The sequence below is a fragment of the Kitasatospora sp. NPDC043950 genome (assembly GCF_056435345.1).
In genome coordinates this window covers 146035-168078 of sequence record NZ_JBWKER010000005.1, presented here as the reverse complement: position 1 = coordinate 168078, position 22044 = coordinate 146035, and the positions used below count along the sequence as shown (strand labels likewise).

The 22044-nt window shown below is 77.7% G+C and carries 4 protein-coding genes; all 4 read left to right on the top strand.

From position 1 onward, the window contains the following. Nucleotides 1-37 precede the first annotated feature (37 nt). Nucleotides 38-4510 carry a type I polyketide synthase gene (locus AC07BF_RS05405; RefSeq protein ID WP_478332988.1) on the top strand — a complete coding sequence of 1491 codons (4473 nt, stop codon included), beginning with the start codon at nt 38-40 and terminating at the stop codon, nt 4508-4510. Further along, nucleotides 4507-13197, top strand: coding sequence for an amino acid adenylation domain-containing protein (locus tag AC07BF_RS05400; protein ID WP_478332987.1), 8691 nt, complete (start codon nt 4507-4509; stop codon nt 13195-13197). Before AC07BF_RS05405 ends, AC07BF_RS05400 begins: the two co-directional genes overlap by 4 nt. Nucleotides 13198-13297: 100 nt before the next feature. Continuing rightward, complete coding sequence (locus AC07BF_RS05395; protein ID WP_478332986.1) at nt 13298-18817, top strand: type I polyketide synthase; 5520 nt, start codon at nt 13298-13300, stop codon at nt 18815-18817. Continuing rightward, nucleotides 18814-22002: a non-ribosomal peptide synthetase gene (locus AC07BF_RS05390; RefSeq protein WP_478332985.1), complete on the top strand. Its 3189-nt coding sequence runs from the start codon at nt 18814-18816 to the stop codon at nt 22000-22002. Before AC07BF_RS05395 ends, AC07BF_RS05390 begins: the two co-directional genes overlap by 4 nt. The last annotated feature ends 42 nt before the right edge of the window (nt 22003-22044 follow it).

The following is a 22044-nucleotide window of genomic DNA, read 5'->3' as shown; positions in this document are numbered from 1 at the left end:
GCCGCGCGCGGAGCCCACCTCACCCACGGAGAACACCTTGAACGCACAGCCGGTCATCCCCGACGAGGCCGAGACCGACGGCCGGGTCGCCGTCGTCGGCCTCTCGGGCCGCTTCCCCGGAGCCGATTCCGTCGACGCGCTGTGGGAGCTGCTGGCCTCCGGCACCGAGGCGATCAGCCGGTTCGGCCCCGAGGAGCTGCGGGCCGCCGGGGTGCCGGACGGCGAGGCCGGCAAGCCCGGGTACGTGGCCGCCAAGGGCGTGCTGGCGGATGTCGCCGGCTTCGACTCCCAGCTGTTCGGCTACAACGCGCTGGAGGCCTCGGTCATCGACCCGCAGCAGCGGATCTTCCTCGAATGCGCCTGGGAGGCGCTGGAGGACGCCGGCTGCGACCCCGACCGGGCGCGCGGGCCGATCGCGGTCTACGCCGGGTCGCTGCTGAGCACCTACCTGATCCACAACCTGCTGCCGCGCACCGACCTGCGGGACTCCCTCGGCGTGCCGATGCTCTTCCAGGGCAACCAGCCCGACCAGCTGGCCCCCCGCGCCGCGTACAAGCTCAACCTGCGCGGCCCGGCGGTCAGCGTGCAGACCGCCTGCTCGACCTCGCTGGTCGCGGTGCACCTCGCGGTGCAGAGCCTGCTGTCCGAGGAGTGCGACCTCGCGCTCGCCGGCGGCGTCACCGTCACCGTGCCGCACCGCTCCGGCTACCTGCCGGTGCCCGGCGGCATCGAGTCCCCGGACGGGCACTGCCGGCCCTTCGGCGCCGAGGCGGCCGGCACGGTCTTCGGCAACGGCGCGGGCGTCGTGGTGCTCAAGCGCCTCGCCGACGCGCTCGCCGACGGCGACCGGGTGCACGCCGTCATCCTCGGCTCGGCCGTCAACAACGACGGCGCGAACAAGGCGGGTTACACCGCCCCGGGGGTCGCCGGCCAGACCGCCGTGATCCGCGAGGCGCTGTCCGTCGCGGGCGTCGCCCCGGACAGCATCGGCTACGTCGAGGCGCACGGCACCGGCACCCCGATCGGCGACCCGATCGAGGTCGAGGCGCTCACCGCCGCCTTCCGCGCCGAGCAGGACGCCGACGACAGGTCCGCCACCGGCTGGTGCGGCCTGGGCTCGGTCAAGTCCAACCTCGGCCACCTGGACACCGCCGCCGGCGTCACCGGCCTGATCAAGGCCATCCTGACGGTGCGCGGCGGCCGCATCCCGGCGAGCCTGCACGCCGAAGCCGTCAACCCCGAACTCGGCCTCGCCGACAGCCCGTTCTTCGTCCCGGCCGGCCTCACCGACTGGCCGGTCGCCGACGGCCCGCGCCGGGCCGCCGTCAGCGCCTTCGGCATCGGCGGCACCAACGCGCACGTGATCCTGGAGCAGGCCCCCGAGCCGGCCCCGCGCGAGGCCGCCGCACCGGACGCCGTCCCCGTCGCCCTGCCGCTGTCGGCCCGCACCGCCGCCGCGCTGGACGCCGCCGCCGAACGGCTCGCCGACGACCTCGCCGCCCACCCGGACCGCCCGCTGGCCGACGTCGCCCGCACCCTGCGCACCGGCCGCCGCCAGCTGGTCCAGCGCCGCGTCGTGGTCGCGGACGACACCGCCGCCGCCGTGGCCGCGCTGCGCGGCGCCGGCCGCCGGGAGTCGGTCCGGGCCCGCGCCGGGCAGGGCGCCGCCCCCGTCGCCTTCCTGCTGCCCGGCCAGGGCGCGCAGTACCCGGGCATGGCCCTGGGCCTGCACCGGGCGCACCCGGTCTTCCGGGCCGCCCTGGACGAGGCCGCCGACCTGCTGCGCCCGCACCTGGGCCTCGACCTGGTCGAGCTGCTGCGCGGCGGCGACGCCGACCTGCTGCGCCGCAGCTCCGTCACCCAGCCCGCCGTGCTGGCGGTCGGCCACGCCACGGCCGCGCTGTGGCGGCACTGGGGCGTGCGCCCGGCGGCGCTGCTGGGCCACAGCCTCGGCGAGTACACCGCGGCGCTGCTCTCCGGCGTCCTCGACCTGCCCGAGGCGCTCGCCCTGGTCGCCGCCCGCGGCCGGCTGATGGAGCAGAGCGCGCCCGGCGCGATGCTGGCCGTCCCGCTGGACGAGGCGGCCGCGGCCGACCTCGCCGCCGCGCACGGCCTGGACCTCGCCGCCGTCAACGGACCGGGCGCCTCGGTGCTGTCCGGCAGCGCCGAGGCCGTCGAGCGGGCCGCCGCCGAGCTGGGCGAGCGGGGCCTGCGCGCCCTGCGCCTGCCGGTGGAGCGGGCGTTCCACAGCGCCCTGTGCGCGCCCGCCGCCGAGCAGTTCGCGGCCGAGCTCGCCAAGGTCACGCTGCACGAGCCCACCGTGCCGTTCCTGTCCAACCTCACCGGTGACTGGATCACCCCGGAGCAGGCCACCGACCCCGGTTACTGGGTGCGCCAGATGCTCGCCCCGGTGCGCTTCCACGACGGGCTCACCCGCCTGGCGGCGCTCGACGAGCGGATGGTGCTGGTGGAGACCGGCCCCGGCAGCGTGCTGACCGACCTGGCCCGCGCGGCCGCCGAGGGCACCGCCGGGCCGCGGCTCGCCCTGCCGCCGCTGCCCACCCGCGGGCGGCGCGGCGCCGAGGACGAGCCCGGCAGCGCCGTCCTCGCGCTCGGCAGCCTGTGGGCGCACGGCGCCGCCGTCGACTGGGAGCCCGTCGACGCCGACGCCCGCCCCGCCGACCTGCCCGGCTACCCGTTCGAGCGGCTCCCGCACTGGATCGAGCCCGCCGTCCCCGGCCGGGCGCCCGCCACCGCGCTGCCCGCCGCGGACCTCGACGCCGTCCACGCGACCGTCGACTGGCGCCCGCTCGGCGAGAGCGCCGGGGACGACCCGCTGGCCGGCCGCCGCCAGACCTGGCTGGTCCTGCTGGACCGGGCCGCCGCCGCCCAGCCCCTGGTCGAGCTGCTGACCGCGCGCGGCCAGATCGTCACCACCGTCCGGCCCGGCCCGGCCTACCGCCGGGTGCGCCGCGGCGTCTACGAGCTCGACCCCGCCGACCCGGCCCAGTACGCGAAGCTGCTGGCCGACCTGCGCGGCCTGGTCCGCACGCCCACCGCCGTCCTGTACGCCTGGGGCCTGGACGAGACGCCGGACGAGACCGCCGGCTACTTCGGCCTGGTCCACCTCGCCCGGGCGATGTCCGCCGAGAGCGTGCTGAACGAGGTCCGGCTCGGCGTCGTGACCGCCGGGGCCTTCCCGGCCGCCCCCGGCGAGCAGCCCCGGCCCGCCGCGGCCCTGCTCAGCGGCCCGGTCCAGGTGCTCGGCGAGGAGTACCGCAACCTGCGCTGCACCCAGGTCGACCTCGCCGTCGGCGCCGCGCTCGACGAGGCCGCCGCCGACGCGGTGGTGCGCGCCGTGCTCACCGGCCCTGCCCGGCTGCTCGCCCTGCGCGAGGGCGCCCTGCTCACCCGCACGGTCGAGCCCGCCGAGCGCCCCGTCCCGACCGCCCCGGCCCGGGTGCGGGCCGGCAGCACCTGGCTGCTCACCGGCGGCCTCGGCGGGATCGGCCTGACCCTCGCCCGGGCCCTGGCCCGGGCCGGCGCCGCCCGGCTCGTCCTGCTCGGCCGCGGCGCCGCCGACGAGGCCGCGCTCGCCACAGTGCGCGAGAGCGGCGCCGAGGTGCTGGCCGTCCAGGCCGACGTCACCGACGCCGAATCGCTGGACCGGGCGCTGGAACAGGCCCGTTCGGCCTTCGGCCGGATCGACGGCGTCGTCCACGCGGCCGGCGTGCCCGGCGGCGGCTCCATCGAGCTGCGCTCCGACGACAGCATGCGCACAGTCCTCGCCCCGAAGACCGCCGGCCTGCGCCACCTGCTCGCCGCGCTGCGGCCCGGGGAGGCCGAGGTGCTGGTGCTCTGCTCCTCGCTCGCCACCCTGATCCCGACCTACGGCCAGGCCGACTACGCGGCCGCCAACGCCTACCTCGCCGCCGTCGCGGAGGCCGAGGCCGCGCGCGGCGAGCGCCACGCGGTGGCCGTCGACTGGGACATGTGGGCCGGCGTCGGCATGGCCAGCCGGGCCGAGGTCCCCGAGGCCCTGCGGGCCTTCCAGGCCGACATGCTGGCCGGCGCGCTCACCCCCGAGCAGGGCGCCCGCGCCTTCGCCGCCCTGCTGGAGGGCCCGCCCGGACGGGCCGTGGTGGCCCGGGCCGGCGCCGCGATCGCGGACGGCACGCTGCGCACCTCCGCCGCCCCGGCCGCCGAGGCCCCCCGGACCGCGGCCCTGCCCCGCCCCGAGCTCGCCACGCCGTACACCGCCCCGGCCACCCCGACCGAGGAGCGCCTGGCCGAGATCTACGCCGAACTGCTCGGCCTCGACCGGGTCGGGGTGGACGACGACTTCCTGGAGCTCGGCGGGCACTCGCTGCTGGCCGCCCAGATCGCGGCCCGGCTGCGGGCCGAGTTCGAGGTCGACGTCCCCGCCCGGGTCTTCTTCGAGGGCGGCCGCGTCGCCGACCTCGCCACCGAGATCGAAGACCGCATCCTCGCCGACCTGGAGAACCAGTGACCAACCCCGCAGGCCGCCGCGAGGACCGCCTCGCCCGGCTCACCCCCGAGCAGCGCGCCGCCTTCGAGGCGCGCGCCCGGGGCCGCGCAGGCACCACCCCGGCCGCCACGGCCGGCCCCGCCGCCACCGCCCCCGCCGTGCCGCCGCGCGACCCGGCGCTGCCGGCGCCGCTGTCCTTCGGCCAGGAGCGGCTCTGGTTCCTGGAGCAGCTCACCCCCGGGCTCGGGGTGTTCAACGAGTACGTGGGCCTGCGCCTGAGCGGCCCGCTGGACGTCGCCGCGCTGGAGGCCGCGCTGGACGGCCTGGTGGAGCGGCACGAGGCGCTGCGCACCGTCATCGCCGCCGGCCAGGACGGCCCGGTGCAGCGGGTGCTGGAGCGCACCGCCCCGGTGCTGCGGGTGGTCGAGCCGGCCGGCGGCGAGGCCGGCTGGAGCGAGGCCGAGGAGCGCGCGCTGGCCGAGCGGGAGGCGGCCCTGCCGTTCGACCTGGAGCACGGCCCGCTGCTGCGCGCCCTGCTGATCCGCTCCGCGCCCGAGCGCGCCCTGCTGGTCGTGGTCAACCACCACCTGGTCGGCGACGCCTGGTCCCGCGCGGTGCTCGTGGAGGAGCTCTGCGCCCGCTACCGGGCCTTCCGCGAGGGCGGCCCGGCCCCCGAGCCGCTCGCCGTGCAGTACGCCGACTGGGCGCAGTGGCAGCGCCGCGAACTCACCGACACCGCGCTGGCCGAGCCGCTCGGCTACTGGCGCGAGCGGCTGGAGGGCGCCCCGCACGTCCTGGAGCTGACCACCGACCGGCCCCGGCCGGCCGTGCCCGGCCACCGGGGCGGCCGGGTGCACTTCACCCTGGACGCCGCCACCACCGAGGCCGTGGAGGGCGCGGCCCGGGCGGCCCGGGCCACCCCGTTCATGGTCACGCTGGCCGCCTGGCAAGCCGTCCTGATGCGCCACTCCGGCCAGCAGGACGTCGTGGTCGGCGTGCCCACCGCGGGCCGCGACCGGCCCGAACTCGCCGGGCTCGTCGGCATGTTCGTCAACAGCCTGGTGCTGCGCTCGGACCTCTCCGGCGACCCGACCTTTGGCGAACTGCTCGGCCGGGTGCGGGAGACCTCGCTCGGCGCGCTGGCCCACGCCCAGGTGCCCTTCGAGCGCCTGGTCCGCGAGCTGCGCCCGGACCGCGACCTCAGCCACGCCCCGCTCTACCAGGTGCAGTTCGGCTACCGCAACGTCCCCGCCCCCGACATCGCCCTGCCCGGCGTCACGGTCGAGCTGGTCGAGCTGGACAACGGCCTGTGTCGCACCGACCTGAGCCTGGAACTCGCCCGTGACGGCGAACTCACGGCAGGCGTCTGCGAGTTCAGCGGCGACCTGTTCGACGACGACACCGTGCGCACGCTGACCGAGGCGCTTCAGCGGGTGCTGGCCCGCGGCGCCGCCGACCCCGGACTGCGGCTCTCCGAACTGCTCGCGCTCACCCCCGTCGAGCAGGCCCTGCTGGCCTCGGCCGGCGACGGCCCGGCGCTGCCCGCGGACGCGCCGGACGTCGTGACGGCCTTCGCCGAGGCCGTGCGCACCCGCCCGGACGCCGAGGCCGTGCTGCCCGGCGGCCGCCCGGAGCTGGCCCTCACCTTCGCCCGACTGGACGCCCGGGTCGACGAGTTGCTCGCCCGCCTCCAGGCCGCCGGGGTGCGGCCCGGCGACCGGGTCGGCCTGTGCCTGCGCCGCGGCACCGACCTGCCCGCCGCCATGCTCGCCGTGCTCCGGGCCGGCGCCGCCTACCTGCCGCTCGACCCGGACTACCCGGCGGCCCGGCTGCGCCACGTGGTCGAGGACGCCGAGCCCGCCGTGGTCGTGGTGCACGCCGCGACCCGGGACGCCGCGCCCGCCGGCGCCCCGCTGCTCGACCTCGACGCCCCGGCCGAGTCCGCCGGACCCGCGCCCACAGCCGCACCCGTGGATCCGGACGCCCCCGCGTACGTCATCCACACCTCCGGCTCGACCGGCCGCCCCAAGGGCGTCGTCGTGCTGCGCCGCAACCTCACCGCCTTCCTGGCGGCGATGGACCGCGTGCTGGCGGACGACGGGGAGCCCGCCACCTGGCTGGCCGTCACCAGCGTCTCCTTCGACATCTCCGTCCTGGAACTGCTCTGGACGCTCAGCCGGGGCCACCGCGTCGTGGTCAACCCCGACCCCGGCACGGCAGCCCCCGCCCCGGCCGCACCGGCCGCACCGGCCTCGCAGGACGCCCCGGCCGTCCCCGAGTTCAGCCTCTTCTACTTCGCCAGCGACACCGCCGGCGCCGAGCCCGGCCCCGACCAGTACCGGCTGCTGCTGGACGGCGCCCGCTTCGCCGACACCAACGGCTTCTCCGCCGTCTGGCTGCCCGAGCGGCACTTCCACGCCTTCGGCGGGCCGTTCCCGGCCCCCTCGGTGCTGGCCGCCGCGATCGCCCAGGCCACCGAGCGGATCGGGATCCGGGCCGGCAGCGTGGTGCTGCCGCTGCACCACCCCGTCCGGGTCGCCGAGGAGTGGTCGGTCGTCGACAACCTGTCCGGCGGGCGGGTCGGGCTCTCCTTCGCCTCGGGCTGGCACGCGGACGACTTCGTCCTCGCCAAGGACGCCTACCAGGACCGCCAGGCGCTCACCGTCAGCGGGATCGAGCAGGTGCGCCGGCTGTGGCGCGGCGAGCGGCTCCCCTTCGAGGGGCCCGGCGGCCGCACCGTCGACGTCCAGGTGCTGCCCCGCCCCGTCCAGGCCGAGCTGCCGTACTGGCTCACCTCCTCGGGCAACCCCGAGACCTGCCGGACGGCCGGCCGGGTCGGCGCCCGGCTGCTGACCCACCTGCTGGGCCAGAGCGTCGAGGAACTCGGCGAGAAGATCGCCCTCTACCGGGAGGCCTGGCACGAGGCCGGCCACCCGGGCGAGCCGCACGTGACCCTGATGCTGCACAGCTACGTCGGCGCGGACGCCGCCGACGTCCGGGCGCACGCCTGGCAGCCGTTCCGCGACTACCTGCGCAGCTCGGTCGGCCTGATCGAGAACCTGGCCCGCGGCCTCGGCATGGACGTGCGCAGCAGCGACTTCACCGCGGAGGACCAGGAGGCCCTGCTCGACCACGCCTGCGCCCGCTACCTGGGCCACGGCTCGCTGATCGGCACCGCCGAGGAGTGCCTGCCGCTGGTGCACCGGCTGGCCGCGGCCGGCGTGGACGAGATCGGCTGCCTGGTCGACTTCGGCGTCGACACCGACGTCGCGCTGGCCGCCCTGCCCCGGCTGGCCGAGCTGCGCCGCACCGCGGCCGCCGCACCGGCCCCCGCCCCGGCCGCCCTCGCGGTCGCGGCCGACACCGAGCTGACGGCGCTGGTGCGCGCCCACGGCGTCACCCACCTGCAGTGCACCCCCTCGCGGGCCCGCACCCTGCTCGACGAGGCCGACCCGCAGGCCCTGCGCGGCCTGCGGCAGCTGCTGCTCGGCGGCGAGGCCCTCGACGCCGAGCTGGTGCGCCGGCTGGCCGAGCACCTCGGCGGCCCGATCCGCAACATGTACGGGCCGACCGAGACGACCGTCTGGTCCACCACCGCCGAGGTCGACCCGGCCGAGGGTCTGGTCACCATCGGCGGCCCGATCGCCGGCACCACCGTGCGCGTCCTCGACCCGTACGGGCGGCGGGTGCCCGTCGGCGTGCCGGGCGAACTCCTGATCGGCGGCGCCGGGGTGACGGCTGGCTACCTCGGGCTGCCCCGGCTCACCGACGAACGCTTCGTCGCCGACCCCGAGGCGACCGACCCCGCCTCGGCAAGCCCCGAGTCGGCCGGCTCCGAGTCAGCCGGCCCGGGCTCGGCCGACCCCGCCGCCCGGCTGTACCGCACCGGCGACCTCGTCCGCACCCTGCCCGACGGCCGCCTCCAGTACCTCTCGCGCAACGACCACCAGGTCAAGATCCGCGGCTTCCGGATCGAGACCGGCGAGGTCGAGGCCGCGCTCACCGCGCTGCCCGGCATCCGCCAGTGCGTGGTCACCGCCTACGGCCTGGGCACCGCCCGGGCCGCGCTGGCCGCCTACCTGGTGCCCGAGGACCCGGCCGCGCCGCCCGCCCCGGCCGAGCTGCGGGCCGCCCTGGCCGGGCAGCTGCCGGGCTTCCTGATCCCGTCCCGGTTCATCCCGCTCGACGCGCTGCCGCTCACCGGCAACGGCAAGGTCGACCGCGCGGCGCTGCCCGCCCCCGAGACCGTCCCCGCCGCCGGCCGCGACCGCACCGCGCCCGCCACGCCGACCGAGGAGCGGATCGCCGCGATCTGGCGCGAGGCCCTGACGCTCGACGAGGTCGGCACCGAGGAGGACTTCTTCGAGCTCGGCGGCCACTCCCTGCTGGCCGCCCGCATGGTCGCCGGGATCCGCCGCGACCTGGACGTCCAGCTGCCGCTGCGCACCCTGTTCGACTCGCCGACCGTCGCCGCCCTCGCCCGGGCCGTGGACGCGCTGGGCGCCGGCGGGGCCACCGCGGCGCCCGCCCAACCGGTCGAGCTGCTGCCCGACCCGGCCCGCCGCCACGAGCCCTTCCCGCTGACGGACGTGCAGCGCGCGTACTGGATCGGCCGCAGCGGCGCCGTCGGCGGCGACGTCGCCTGCCACCTCTACCTCGAAGTGGACGTCGCCGACGTCGACCCGCTGCGCCTCCAGGACGCCTGGCAGGCCCTGGTGCGGCGGCACGACGCGCTGCGCCTGGTCTTCGCCGAGGACGGCACCCAGCGCATCCTGCCCGAGGTGCCCGCGTACCAGCTGGCCGTCGAGGACCTGCGCGGGCTGCCGGAGCCCGAGCGGGCCGCCGCCCTCGCCGGGACCCGCGCCCGGATGTCGCACCAGGTGCTGCCCGCCGACACCTGGCCGCTGTTCGAGCTGCACGCCAGCCGGACCGAGGGCACCGACGCCCGGCTGCACCTGAGCATCGACACCCTGATCGCCGACGGCGGCAGCGTGCAGATCCTGCTGCGCGAGCTGCTGGCGATCTACCAGGGCTCGCTCGACCCGCGCCCGATGGAGCTCTCGTTCCGCGACTACGTGCTGGCCGAGCGGACCCGCCGCGAGGGCCCCGCGCTGCAACGCGACCTCGACTACTGGCACGGCCGCCTGGAGACCCTGCCGCCCGCCCCCGCGCTGCCGCTGGCGCGGCGTCCCGAGGAGCTGACGCAGACCAGGTTCCACCGCCGCGAGGCGCACCTGCCCGCCGAGCTGTGGGAGCGGCTGAAGAGCCGGGCCGCCGCCGGCCGGGTCACACCCTCGGCGCTCGCCCTGGCCGCCTACGCCACCGTGCTCGGCACCTGGGCGGCGGCCGACCGCTTCACCCTCAACCTGACCCTGTTCAACCGCGTCGGCGACCACCCCGACCTGGCCGCCATGGTCGGCGACTTCACCGCGCTCAGCCTCTTCGAGGTGGACGGCGCGACCGCCGGCTCCTTCGCCGAGCGGGCCCGCCGGCTCCAGGACCGGCTCTGGGAGGACCTGGACCACCAGCTGGTCAGCGGCGTGCGGGTCGGCGGCGACCTGGCCCGCCGACGCGGGGTGGCCGACGCCGCCATGCCGGTCGTCTTCACCAGCGAGCTCGGCGCCGGCGAGGTCGGCGGCAGCCAGGTGCTGCGGGAGCTCGGCGCCCGGGTCGCCCACACCATCACCCAGACCCCCCAGGTCTGGCTGGACCACCAGATCTCCGAGGACGAGGGCCGGCTGCGGCTGACCTGGGACGCCGTCGAGGAGCTCTTCCCCGAGGACCTGCTCGACGCGATGTTCGAGGCCTACACCGGCCTGCTCACCGCCCTCGCCGAGCGGCCCGACGCCTGGACGGACCCGTACCTGGCCGCCCTGCCCGCCGCCCACGCCGAGGCCTACCGCGCGCTCAACGCCACGGACGGCCCGCGGCCCGACGGTCTGCTGCACGAGCCGTTCCTCGCCCAGGCGCGCACCGCCCCCGAGCGGACCGCCGTGGTCTCCGCCACCGGCACCGTGACCTACGGCGAGCTGGAGCGCGCCTCCGCCGCCGTGGCCCACGCGCTGCGCGGGGCCGGCGTCGGCCCCGGCGACCTGGTCGGCGTGCGCGCCGACCGGGGCTGGGAGCAGGTCGCGGCCGCGATCGGCGTGATCCGGGCCGGCGGCGCCTACCTGCCGCTGGACGCCGGACTGCCGGCCGCCCGCGTCGCCCGCTCGCTCGAACACGCCGGCGCCACCGCGCTGCTCGCCCGGGAGTCCTGGGACGCGGCCGGCGCGGTGCCGGCCGGGGTCACCCTGCTGGGCTTCGAACAGGCGCTGGCCGCCCCGGCCGACGCCGAGCCGGCCCCGGCGCCCACCACCCCGGCGGACCTCGCGTACGTCATCTACACCTCGGGCTCCACCGGTGACCCCAAGGGCGTGATGATCGACCACCGCGGCGCGCTCAACACCGTGGTGGACGTCAACGACCGGTTCCGGGTCGGCCCCGCCGACCGCGTCCTCGGCCTCTCCTCGCTCGGCTTCGACCTCTCGGTCTACGACCTGTTCGGCACCCTCGCCGCCGGCGCCGCGCTGGTGCTGGTCGGGCCCGGGGAGGAGCGCGACCCCGCGCGCTGGTCCCGGCTGGTCGCCGAGCACGGCGTCACCGTCTGGAACTCCGTCCCCGCGCTGATGGAGATGCTGCTCGCGTACGCCGGCGGCAACCCGGCCGCCGACCTGGAGTCGCTGCGCCTGGTCATGCTCAGCGGCGACTGGATCCCCGTCGGCATGCCCGACCACGTCCGCGCGCTGTCGCCCAAGGCCGAGGTGATCAGCCTGGGCGGCGCCACCGAGGCGTCGATCTGGTCCGTGCTGCACCCGATCGGCGCGGTCGAGCCGGGCCGCCCGAGCATCCCGTACGGGCGGCCGATGCGGAACCAGGGCATGGTCGTCCTGGACGAGGCCTTCCGGCCGCGCCCGGTCGGCGTCGCCGGCGCCCTGTTCATCACCGGCGTGGGCCTGGCCGTCGGGTACCGCAACGCCCCCGAGCTCACCGCCCGGGCGTTCCCGACCCACCCGGTCACCGGGGAGCGCCTGTACCGCACCGGCGACCTGGCCAGGCTGCTGCCCGACGGCGAGCTGGAGTTCCTCGGCCGGGAGGACTGCCAGGTCAAGGTGCGCGGCATGCGCATCGAGCTGGGCGAGATCGAATCGGCGCTGGTCCGGATGGACGGCGTCCGGGAGGCGGCGGCGCTGGTCGAGGGCAACGGGCTCGGCGCCCGGCTCGCGGCCTTCGTGGTCCGCGAGGCCGCCCGGCCGCAGCCCGCCGCCCCCGCTCCCGCGGCGGCCCCGGCCCTGGACGCCGAACGGGTCCGCCGGCTGGAGGCGCGCCTGCGCCAGCCCGGCCGCCGCGCCGACCTGGCGGGCCGTGAGGTCCTGCCCTTCGCCCTGCCGACCGACACCCTGGACCTGCGCCGGGCCGCCGCCCTGCGCGGCGCCGCCACCGGGTTCGCCGACGCCCCCGTGCGGCTGGCCGACCTGCACGCGCTGCTGACCGTGCTCGCCCGCCAGGACGAGGACGGCGTGCCCCGGTACGCCTACGGCTCGGCCGGCGGCCTGTACCCGGTGCAGACCTACCTGGCCGTCGCCCCCGGCAGGGTGGCGGGCCTGCCGGCCGGCACCTACTACGTCGACCCGGCCGGGCCGGCGCTGGTCGCCCTCGACGGAGCACCGGGCTCGGCCCGGGCGCTGGACCGGGCGCTCTACAGCGAGGCCAACGGGCCGCTGCTCGACCAGGCCGGCTTCGCCGTCTTCCTGGTCTCCCGGACCGCCGCGATCGCCCCGGTGTACGGCGAACTCGCCGACCGCTTCTGCCTGTTGGAGGCCGGGGCGATGGCGCAGCTGCTGCGCCACCGCGCCGCCGACTGCGCGGTGGCGCTCTGCCCGATCGGCGACGTCTTCCCGGATCCACTGCGCGAGGCGCTGCGGCTGGAGGAGGGCCAGCGCGTGCTGCACACGCTCGTCGGCGGCCGACCGCTGAACGCGTCCGCCGAGGAGCCCGGCTCCGGCACCGACTGGACGGCCGCGCTGCGCGACGCGCTCGCCGAGCGGCTGCCCGGCTACATGGTTCCGCAGCGGGTGCGGGCGGTCGAGGCGCTGCCGCTGTCCGCCAACGGCAAGGTCGACCGGGCGGCGCTCGCCCGGCTGGGCGCCGCGGTGCCCGCCCCCGCCGTCGTCTCCGCCGTCCCCGTCGCCCCCGCCCTCGCGGCGGCCCCGGCTTCACCGGTGGCGCGAGCGGCGGCGCACGGGCCGAGCGCGCTCGGCGCGATGGAGCGGCTCACCGAGCTGTGGCGGGAGGTGATGGACGGGGCGGAGGTCGGCGTCGACACCAACTTCTTCGAGGCCGGCGCCAACTCCATCCACCTGGTCCGGGTCCAGCGGCGGATCGCCGAGGACTTCGGGCAGGAGCTCTCGGTGGTCGAGATGTTCGACCGGCCGACCATCCGTCACCTGGCCGAGCTGCTGGACCGGCCGGCCGGCGCCCCGGCGCCGCAGGCGGTACCGGCTGCATCGGCACCCGAGCCCGCCTCGGACACGGCCGGACCCGACACCGCTGGACCCGACACCGCCGCATCCGACACCGCGCAGCCCGCCGGCGGCGACCGCCGGCAGCACCACGAACGGCGCCGCGCCGCCCGCCGAGGCGGCTCCGGCACCGGCCCGACCGGCTGACCCCGACGGCCGGCGGCCGACACCCCGCACCCCGTGCCGGGTGTCGGCCGCCGGACCCCCGCGAGCCGCGTCGCATCACCACCCATGAGGAGAAAGCCCGATGACCACCCACGCCCCCGGGGGCCCGGCCGCCGCACCGCCGGACCTGCCGGACGCGATCGCCGTGACCGGCCTCGCCTGCCGGTTCCCCGGAGCTCCCGACGCCGGGGCCTTCTGGGCCAACCTGGTCGCGGGCCGCGAGAGCGTCACCTTCCGGAGCCCCGAGGAGCTGGCGGCCCTGGGCGTCCCCGCCGAACGGCTGGCCGACCCCCGGTTCGTCGGGGCGGGCGGCGTGCTGGAGGGCCTCGCGGAGTTCGACGCCGAGTACTTCGGCATCCCGCCCCGCGACGCCGAGCTGATGGACCCCCAGCACCGGCTGTTCCTGCAGTGCGCGGTCACCGCGCTGGAGGACGCCGGGCAGCTGACCGACGGCGTCGAGGGCGGCGTGGGCGTCTACGCCTCGGCCGGCTTCAACTCCTACCTGACGCACCACCTGCTGCCCAACGCGGCCCACCTGGCCGACCGGGCCGACGTCCAGTGGCTGGCCGCCGGGGACAAGGACTACCTCGCCACCCAGACCTCCTACCGGCTGGGCCTGACCGGCCCGAGCCTGAGCGTGCAGAGCGCCTGCTCCTCCGCCCTGCTCGCGGTCCACCTGGCCGCCGAGGCGCTGCTCAGCGGCGAGTGCGACGTGGCGCTGGCCGGCGCCGTCTCCGCCGGGATCGGCCAGGGGCTCGGCTACCTGCACGCCGAGGGCGGCATCCTCTCCGCCGACGGGCACTGCCGCCCCTTCGACGCCGACGCGACCGGCACGGTCTTCGGCAGCGGCGTCGGCGTGGTGGTGCTGAAGCGGCTGGCCGACGCGGTCGCCGACGGCGACACCGTACGGGCCCTGCTGCTCGGCTCGGCGGTCAACAACGACGGGAACCGCAAGGTCGGCTTCACCGCGCCGAGCCTGGACGGACAGGTCCGGGTCGTCTCGGCGGCCCAGTCCGTGGCCGGGGTCACGCCCGGCGAGGTCTCCTGCATCGAGGCGCACGGCACCGGCACCGCGCTCGGCGACCGGATCGAACTCGCCGCGCTGGGGCGGGTGTTCGCGGACGCCCCGGACTCCCGCCGGGTGCTCGGCGCGGTCAAGTCGAACGTCGGCCACCTGGACACCTGCGCCGGGATGGCCGGGCTGATCAAGACGGTGCTCGCACTCCAGCACCGCACGCTGCTGCCGACCGTGCACTTCGAGAGCCCCAGCCCCGAACTGGCCCCGGGCCTGTTCCGGGTGCTGACCGAGGCCGAGCCGTGGTCCGGCCGCGACGGCGCCCGGATCGCGGGCGTCAGCTCCTTCGGCATCGGCGGCACCAACGCCCACCTGATCCTCCAGGACGCGCCGCCGCTGCCCGCGGCGCCCGCCGCCGAGCCCGCGCAGTGGGAGCTGCTGCCGCTGTCCGCCAGGAGCGAGCGGGCGCTCGACCGGGCCGCCGAGCGGATCGGCACGGCGCTGGCCGCCCCCGGTGCGCCCGGCGCGGGCGACGCCGCGTTCACCCTCCAGACCAGGCGGCGCCACCACCCGTGGCGGCGCGCCGTCCTGACCGGGCGTTCGGGCGAGGCGTCCCCCGCCGCCCAGGCCGTCCAGGCCGTCGGAACCGGTCGGAAGGTGGCCTTCCTCTACCCCGGGCAGGGGGCCGGCCACCCCGGCATGGCGGCCGAGCCGTACCGCGCCGAGCCGCTCTTCCGCGCCGCGCTCGACCGCTGCCTGGACGCCCTGCGGCCGTGGACCACGGCGCCGCTGCGCGAGCTGCTGCTCGACCCGGCCCACCCGGACCTGTTCGACCGGACCGAGACCGCCCAGCCGGCCCTGTTCGCGGTGGAGTACGCGCTCACCGCGTGGTGGACGGGGCTCGGCGTCCGGCCGGTCGCACTCGCCGGGCACAGCGTCGGCGAGTTCGCGGCCGCCTGCGCCGCCGGGGTCTTCGACCTGCCCGGCGCCGCCCGGCTGGTGGCCGAACGCGGCCGGCTGATGGGCACCATGGCGCCCGGCGCGATGCTCAGCGTCCCGCTGCCCGAGCCGGAGCTGCGCGCCCTGCTGGACGACCCGGCCGGGCCGGAGCTGGCCGCCGTCAACGCGCCCGACCGCTGCGTGGTGGCCGGCGCCCCCGAGGCGGTCGCGCGGCTCGCCGAGCGGCTGGCCGCGCGCGGTGTGGCCGCCCGGCAACTGGCCGTGCGGCACGCCTTCCACTCCCGGGACGCCGAACCGCTGCTGGAGGAGTTCGCCCGGCTGGTCGCCACCGTCCCGGTCCAGGCGCCCGCCGTGCCGCTCGTCTCCGGCCTGACCGGGCGTGAGCTCACCGCCGAGGAGGCCGCGTCACCGGAGTACTGGGCGCGCCAGCTGCGGCACACCGTCCGCTTCGCCGACGCGCTCGCCGCGCTGCCGGGCGACGGCCCGCTGCTGGAGCTCGGCCCCGGCCGGGGGCTGAGCGGCTTCGCCGTACGGACCCTGGGCGCCGGACGCCCCGCGCTGCCCACCCTCGGCGGCGCCGCGCCCGCCCCGGACCAGCCGCCGGCCCGGCTCACCGCGCTGGCCCGGCTGTGGGAGCGGGGCACCGAGGTCGACTGGTCCGCCCTCGGCGAGCGCGCCGGGCGCCGGCACGTCTCTCTGCCGGGCTACCCGTTCGAGCCCACCCGGCACTGGTTCGAGCCCACCGCCGCCGAGCCCGCCGCCGTCACCGTCCAGGGCCCCGCCGGGCCCGCGCAGGTTTCCGACGGTGCGAGCGGCGTGGACGACTGGCTGCACGTCGTGTCCTGGACGCAGGCCCTGCCGCCGTCCGGCACCGGGCCGCTCCCGCCGTCGGTGCTCCTGCTCGCCGACGAGTCCGGCCTCGCCGAGGCCGTCGCCGGAGAGCTCGCCGCCGCCGGTGCCCAGGTCAGCCTGGTCCGCGCCGGGGCGTCCACCGCGCTCACGCACGGCACCCCGTTCACGCTCGACGCCGACGACCCCGCCGCCTTCCCCGCGCTGGCCGCCGCCCTGGCCGCGCGCGGCACCGCGCCGGACGCCGTCCTCTCCTGCTGGGCCCTGGACACCCCGCCGCTGCGCTCGGCCACCCCGGGCGAGGCGGCCGACGGCGCGCTGCGCGCCCTCACCGTCCCGGTCCAGCTGGCCCGGGCCCTGGGCGAGGCGTTCCCCGGCCGGCCGCTGCGGATGCTGCTGGTCACCGACGCCGCCCACGGGGTGCACGGGCAGCCCGCCCGCACCCCGCAGGCCGCCGCCGGGCTGGGCGCGGTGCGGGTGCTGCCGCAGGAGCTGCCCGGCGTCACCGTCCAGGCCCTCGACCTGGACTGCCCGACCCGGGAACCCGAGGAACTGGCCCTGGCGGCGCAGACCGTGGTGGCGCAGCTGCGCGCCGGGCACGCTGCGGCGCCGCTGACCGCCGTCCGCGGCCGGGCGCACCTGGTGCCGGCCCCGGAGCGGCCCGTCCTCACCGACCCGGCCGGGCCGCAGCCCGCCGCGCCGTCCGGCGTGTGGCTGGTCACCGGCGGCCTGGGCGGGATCGGTCTGGCCGTGGCCGGCCACCTCGCCGAGGACGCCGACCGGACGCTCGTCCTGCTCACCCGCCGTGCCGTCCCCGACGGCGCCGGCTGGCGGAGCCTGCGCCCCGAGGACGCGGCGCCCGCCGCGAGCTGCCCGCCGGAGCTGGCCGAGGCCCTCGCCGGGCTGACCGCGCACGGCGCCCGGCTCTGCCTCGTCCAGGCGGACGTCACCGACGAGGCCGCGCTCGGCGCCGCGCTCGACCGGGTCCGGGCCGCGTACGGCCCGATCGCCGGGGTGGTCCACGCCGCCGGGGTGCCCGGCGGTGGCGTCACCGCCCTGCGCAGCGCCGGGGAGATGGCGCGGGTGCTCGCCCCCAAGGTGCTCGGCACCGTCCTGCTGGAGCGGCTGACGGCCGTGGACCGGCCGGTGCTGGTGCTCTGCTCCTCGGTGCTGGCGGTCACCGGCGCGGTCGGCCAGGCCGACTACACCGGCGCCAACGCCTTCCTGGACAGCTTCGCCGCCGGCTCCCGGGCCGCCGTGTCGATCGGCTGGGACCGCTGGTCGCAGACCGGCATGGCGCTGCGGTCCGGCCGGCGCGACTGGCTCGACGGCGGCGAGGTGCTCGACCACGCCCTGTTCGACGCCCGCCGGGCGGAGCCGGACGGGACGGTGGAGCTGCGGCTGCGCCGCACCGGGCAGAGCGCCTGGCCGGCCGAGGAGCACCGGATCGGCGACGTCCCGGTCCTGCCCGGCACCGCGCTGCTCGAACTCGCCGTCGCCGGGCACCGGTTGGCGGTCGGGGACGGGCCGGTCGAACTGGACGCGGTCTTCACCCACCCGCTGCGGATGCCCGCCGACGCCCCGCCCGAGGTCACCCTGCGGCTGCGTCCGGCGCCCGACGGCGGGCACCTGTGGGAGGTGCGCTCCACTGCCGTGCCGTCCAGGCCGCACGCCCAGGGCCGGATCGCGCCGTACGGGGGCGACTCCCCCGAGCGCCTGGACCTCGACGGCCTCGCGGCCCGCTGCGCCCCGGTGCCGCAGGTCGCGGTGTCCGCCGCCGCCGGGGAGCGGCCCGGCGGCGCCAGCGGGCTGCGCACCGGGCCGCGCTGGGAGAGCGTCACCGAGGTCCGTGAGGACGGGCGCGGCGAGGCGATGCTGCGGCTGCGCCTGCCCGAGGCGTTCCACGGCGACCTGGCCGCGCACCCGCTGCACCCCGCGCTGCTGGACACCGCCACCGGCGCCGTCACCGCCCGCACCGGCAGCCATCTGCCGGTCGCCTACCGCCGCCTGGTGGTGCTCGGCCCGCTCGGCCCCGAGGCCGTGGTGCGGGTCGACCGCCGCTCCGGTGACGCCGGGGCGGGCGACACGCTGGTCGTCGACGTGGTCGTCGCCGGGCCGGACGGCGCTCCGGCCGTGCTCGTCGAGGGCTTCGTGCTGCGCCCGGCCCCGGCCGCCCCCGGCCCGGACGCGGGGCACGCCGCGGACGCCGGGCCCGAGCAGGGCGGCATCCCGACCCGGGAGGGCCTGCTGGCCTTCGACCGGATCCTGGCCAACCGTCACCTCCCGCACGTGCTGGTCAGCCCCCGCGCGGCCGGGCCGGCCACGCCCGTCCCGACCGCATCGCAGGCCGCGCCGGAGGCCGCCCTGGCGTCCGCACCGGCGACCGGCCCCGAGGGGCTGGAGGAGCAGATCGCCGCGGTCTGGTCCCGGTTGCTGGGCGTCCCCCGGATCGGCCCCGAGGACAGCATCTTCGAACTCGGCGGCGACTCCCTGCTGATCGTCCAGATCACCGCCGAACTCCAGCGGCAGGGCCTGACCGTCTCCCCCGGCGACCTCTTCGCCCACCCCACCGTCGGACAGCTCGCCGCCCGGCTGCGCGCGGACCGCACGCCCGCCGCCGCCCCGGCGTCCGACACCCCCGCCCCGCCCACCGCTCCCACCGAGCCCGATCCGGCCCCCGCGAAGGGGGCGGGCGAGGCGTTCTCGGACGCGGACCTCAGCGAAGACGACCTGGCCCGGGTATTCGCCCTGTTCCGGTCAGGAGAGGACACCAAGTGAACGACATCGAGGACATCTACCCGCTCTCGCCGACCCAGGAGGGGATGCTCTTCCACAGCACCACCTCCCCCGAGCACGGCCTGTACGTCGAGCTGACCACCTTCCGGGTGCGCGGCGAACTGGACCTGACGGAGCTGGGAGCAGCCTGGCAGCGGGCGATCGCCCGGCACCCGGTGCTGCGCACGGCCTTCGTCCGCGAGCGGATCCGCACCCCGCACCAGGTGGTGCTGCCCAAGGCGGACCTGCCGATCGAGTTCCGCGACCTGTCCGGGCTGGACGAGCCGGCCCGGGAGCGCGCCGTCGCCGAGGAGCTGGAGCAGCGCGCCCGCGAGCGCTTCGACCTGGCCCGGCCGCCGCTGATGCGGCTGCTGGTGCTGCGCCTGCCCGACGAGCACCTGGTGGTGTGGACGTACCACCACCTGCTGCTGGACGGCTGGTCCGCCGCGCTGCTGCTGGCCGAGGTCACCGCCGGACTGTCCGGTGACGCCGCCGAGCCGCCCGCGCCGCCCGCCTTCCGCGAGTACATCGCCTGGCTGGGCCGTCAGGAGGCCGAGCGCGACCGCGCGTTCTGGACCGGCTACCTGGCGGGCTACCGCGAGCCGGCGACGCTGAGCCTGCCCGGCGTGCGCCCGGGCGCCAAGCCGTCCGGCGACTTCCGCACGGTGCGGGCCGAGCTGCCCGCCGAGACCGTCACCGCGCTGCGGCGGCTGGCCGCCGGCAGGGCGACCACGCTCAGCAGCCTGGTCGAGGCCGCCTGGGCGGGGACGGTCGCGCGCCACAGCGGCCGCGACGACGTGGTGGTCGGCGTGACCGTCTCGGGCCGCCCCGTCGACCTGCACCGGGCGGACCAGATGCTCGGGATGTTCATCAACACCGTCCCGGTGCGGGTGCGGATCGACCGGGAGCTGCCCGGCGACGAGTGGCTGGCCGGCCACGCCGCGACCCGCCACCCGCTGCTGGACCACCAGCACACCCCGCTGACCGACATCCAGCGCTGGGCCGACACCGCGCCCGGCGTGCCGCTGTTCGACACCGTCGTGGTGGTCGAGAACTACCCGGACCGCACCGAGGCGGTGCTCTCCCACGGCGCGGTCACGGTCAGCGACGTCCGCTACGAGACCCGGACCAACTACCCGGTCACCCTGGTCGTGCGGGCCGCCGCCGAGATGCAGCTCCAGGCGGTGGTGGACGCCGGGCGGATCACCCCGGAGGAGACCGGCGCGCTGCTCGACCACGTCGTCGCGGTGCTGACCCGCATCGCCGCGCAGCCCGGCCGCCCGGTCCGCGAGCTGCTCGCCGTCCCCGAGGCGGCCCGCGCCCGCCAGCTCGATACCTGGAACGGCAGCGAGATCGACCGCGGCGAGCCGTCGGCCCTGCTGTCCGGGCTGATCGACGACGCGGTCCGCAGCCGCCCGGACCACCCGGCGGTGGTCGACCAGCAGACCCGGTACAGCTACCGCGAACTCGACCGGCGGGCCGACGCCCTGGCCCGGCAGCTGGCCGCGCGCGGCGTGCGCCCCGGCGACCGGGTGGGCGTCTGCCTGGGCCGCAGCGCCGACCTGGTGACCGCGGTGCTGGCCGTCGCCCGGGCCGGGGCCGCGTTCGTCCCGCTCGACCCGGCCCACCCGGTGGAGCGGATCGGCCTCGTCCTGGCGGACGCGGCCCCGGCCGTGGTGCTCACCGACGCGACCGGCGCGCCCGCGCTGGCCGGCTGGGACGGCACCGCCGTCGACCTGGCCTCCCTGGACCTGGCCGACCTCGACCTGATGCTCCAGGAGGCCGCCGACCCCGCCGCCGCCGAGCTGCCGGGCGCAGCCCCGGACGGCCTCGCCTACCTGATGTTCACCTCCGGCTCCACCGGCCGCCCCAAGGGCGTCGCCGTCGGCCACCGGGCACTGGCGAACCTGGTGGACAGCCTGGCCCGCCGTCACCCCGGCCTCGACGGCGACACCCGCTTCCTCGCCCTCACCACGCTCGGCTTCGACACCTCGCTGGCCGAGCTGCTGGTGCCGCTCGCCGTCGGCGCGACGGTGCACGTCGGCGGCCAGGCCCTCGGGCTGAGCGGCCGCGAACTCGACCGCTACAGCGTCGAGCACGGCATCACCGCGCTCCAGGCCACCCCGTCCCGCTACCGGGCGCTGCTGGACTCCGACTGGCAGGGCGCCGGCCGCCCCCGGCTCTACAGCTGCGGCGAGGCCTTCCCCGCGGACCTGGCGGCGCCGCTGGCCGAGCGCGGCGAGTCGGTGTGGAACATGTACGGGCCGACCGAGACCACCGTGTACTCCAGCGTCGAGCGGATCACCGCCGACACCACCCGGGTCACCGTCGGCCGCCCGATCGCCAACACCGTGCTGCACGTGCTGGACACCGTGGACGGCGAACTGCTGCCGGTCGGCTGCGTCGGCGAGCTGTGCATCGGCGGCGACGGCGTGGCCCAGGGCTACTGGCAGCGGCCCGAGCTGACGGCCGAGCGGTTCGTCACCGACCCGTTCACGGGCGGCCGGATGTACCGCACCGGCGACCACGCCCGCCGCCTGCCCGACGGGCGGATCGAACTGCTCGGCCGGATGGACCGCCAGCTCAAGCTGCGCGGCTACCGGATCGAGCCCGGCGAGATCGAGCAGGTCCTGCTGGCCCTGCCCGAGGTGGCGGCCGCCGCGGTCGCCGTCCGGGAGGGCCGCCTGGTCGCCTGGGTGGTGCCCGCGGACCGGGGCGCCCCGCTCGACGCCCCCGGGGTCCAGGCCGGGCTGCGGCGCTCGCTGCCCTCGTACATGGTCCCCGAGGCGGTCACCGTCCTCGCCGAGCTGCCGCTCACCCCGGCCGGCAAGACCGACCTGCTCGCCCTGCCCACCCCGGCCGGGTTCGCCGACGAGGCCGCGCCGAGCGGCGGGCCCGGCGGCACGGCGGACCACGAGGCGCTGGTGGCCCGGCTGTTCCGCGAGGTCCTGGCACTGCCGGAGGTCGGTTTGGACGACGACTTCTTCGAGCTGGGCGGCGACTCGCTGCGCGCCCTGCGACTGGTCTCCCGGCTGGAGGCGGAACTCGGCTGCTCGCTCGACATCGAGCTGCTCTTCGACTCCTCCACGGTCCGCGACCTCACCGCGGCCATCGGCCCCGCCCTGGCCGACGCCGACGCCGACGCACCGGCCGACGCCGACGCCCCGGGCTCCGACGCCGACCAGTGAACCAACCGGCGTCCCGGCCGGCCCCGGCCGCCGGGACGCCCC

What these genes read in the sequence shown, in the direction of transcription:
- AC07BF_RS05395 (WP_478332986.1), top strand. Translation starts at nt 13,298, where the DNA reads ATGACCACCCACGCCCCCGGGGGCCCGGCCGCCGCACCGCCGGACCTG.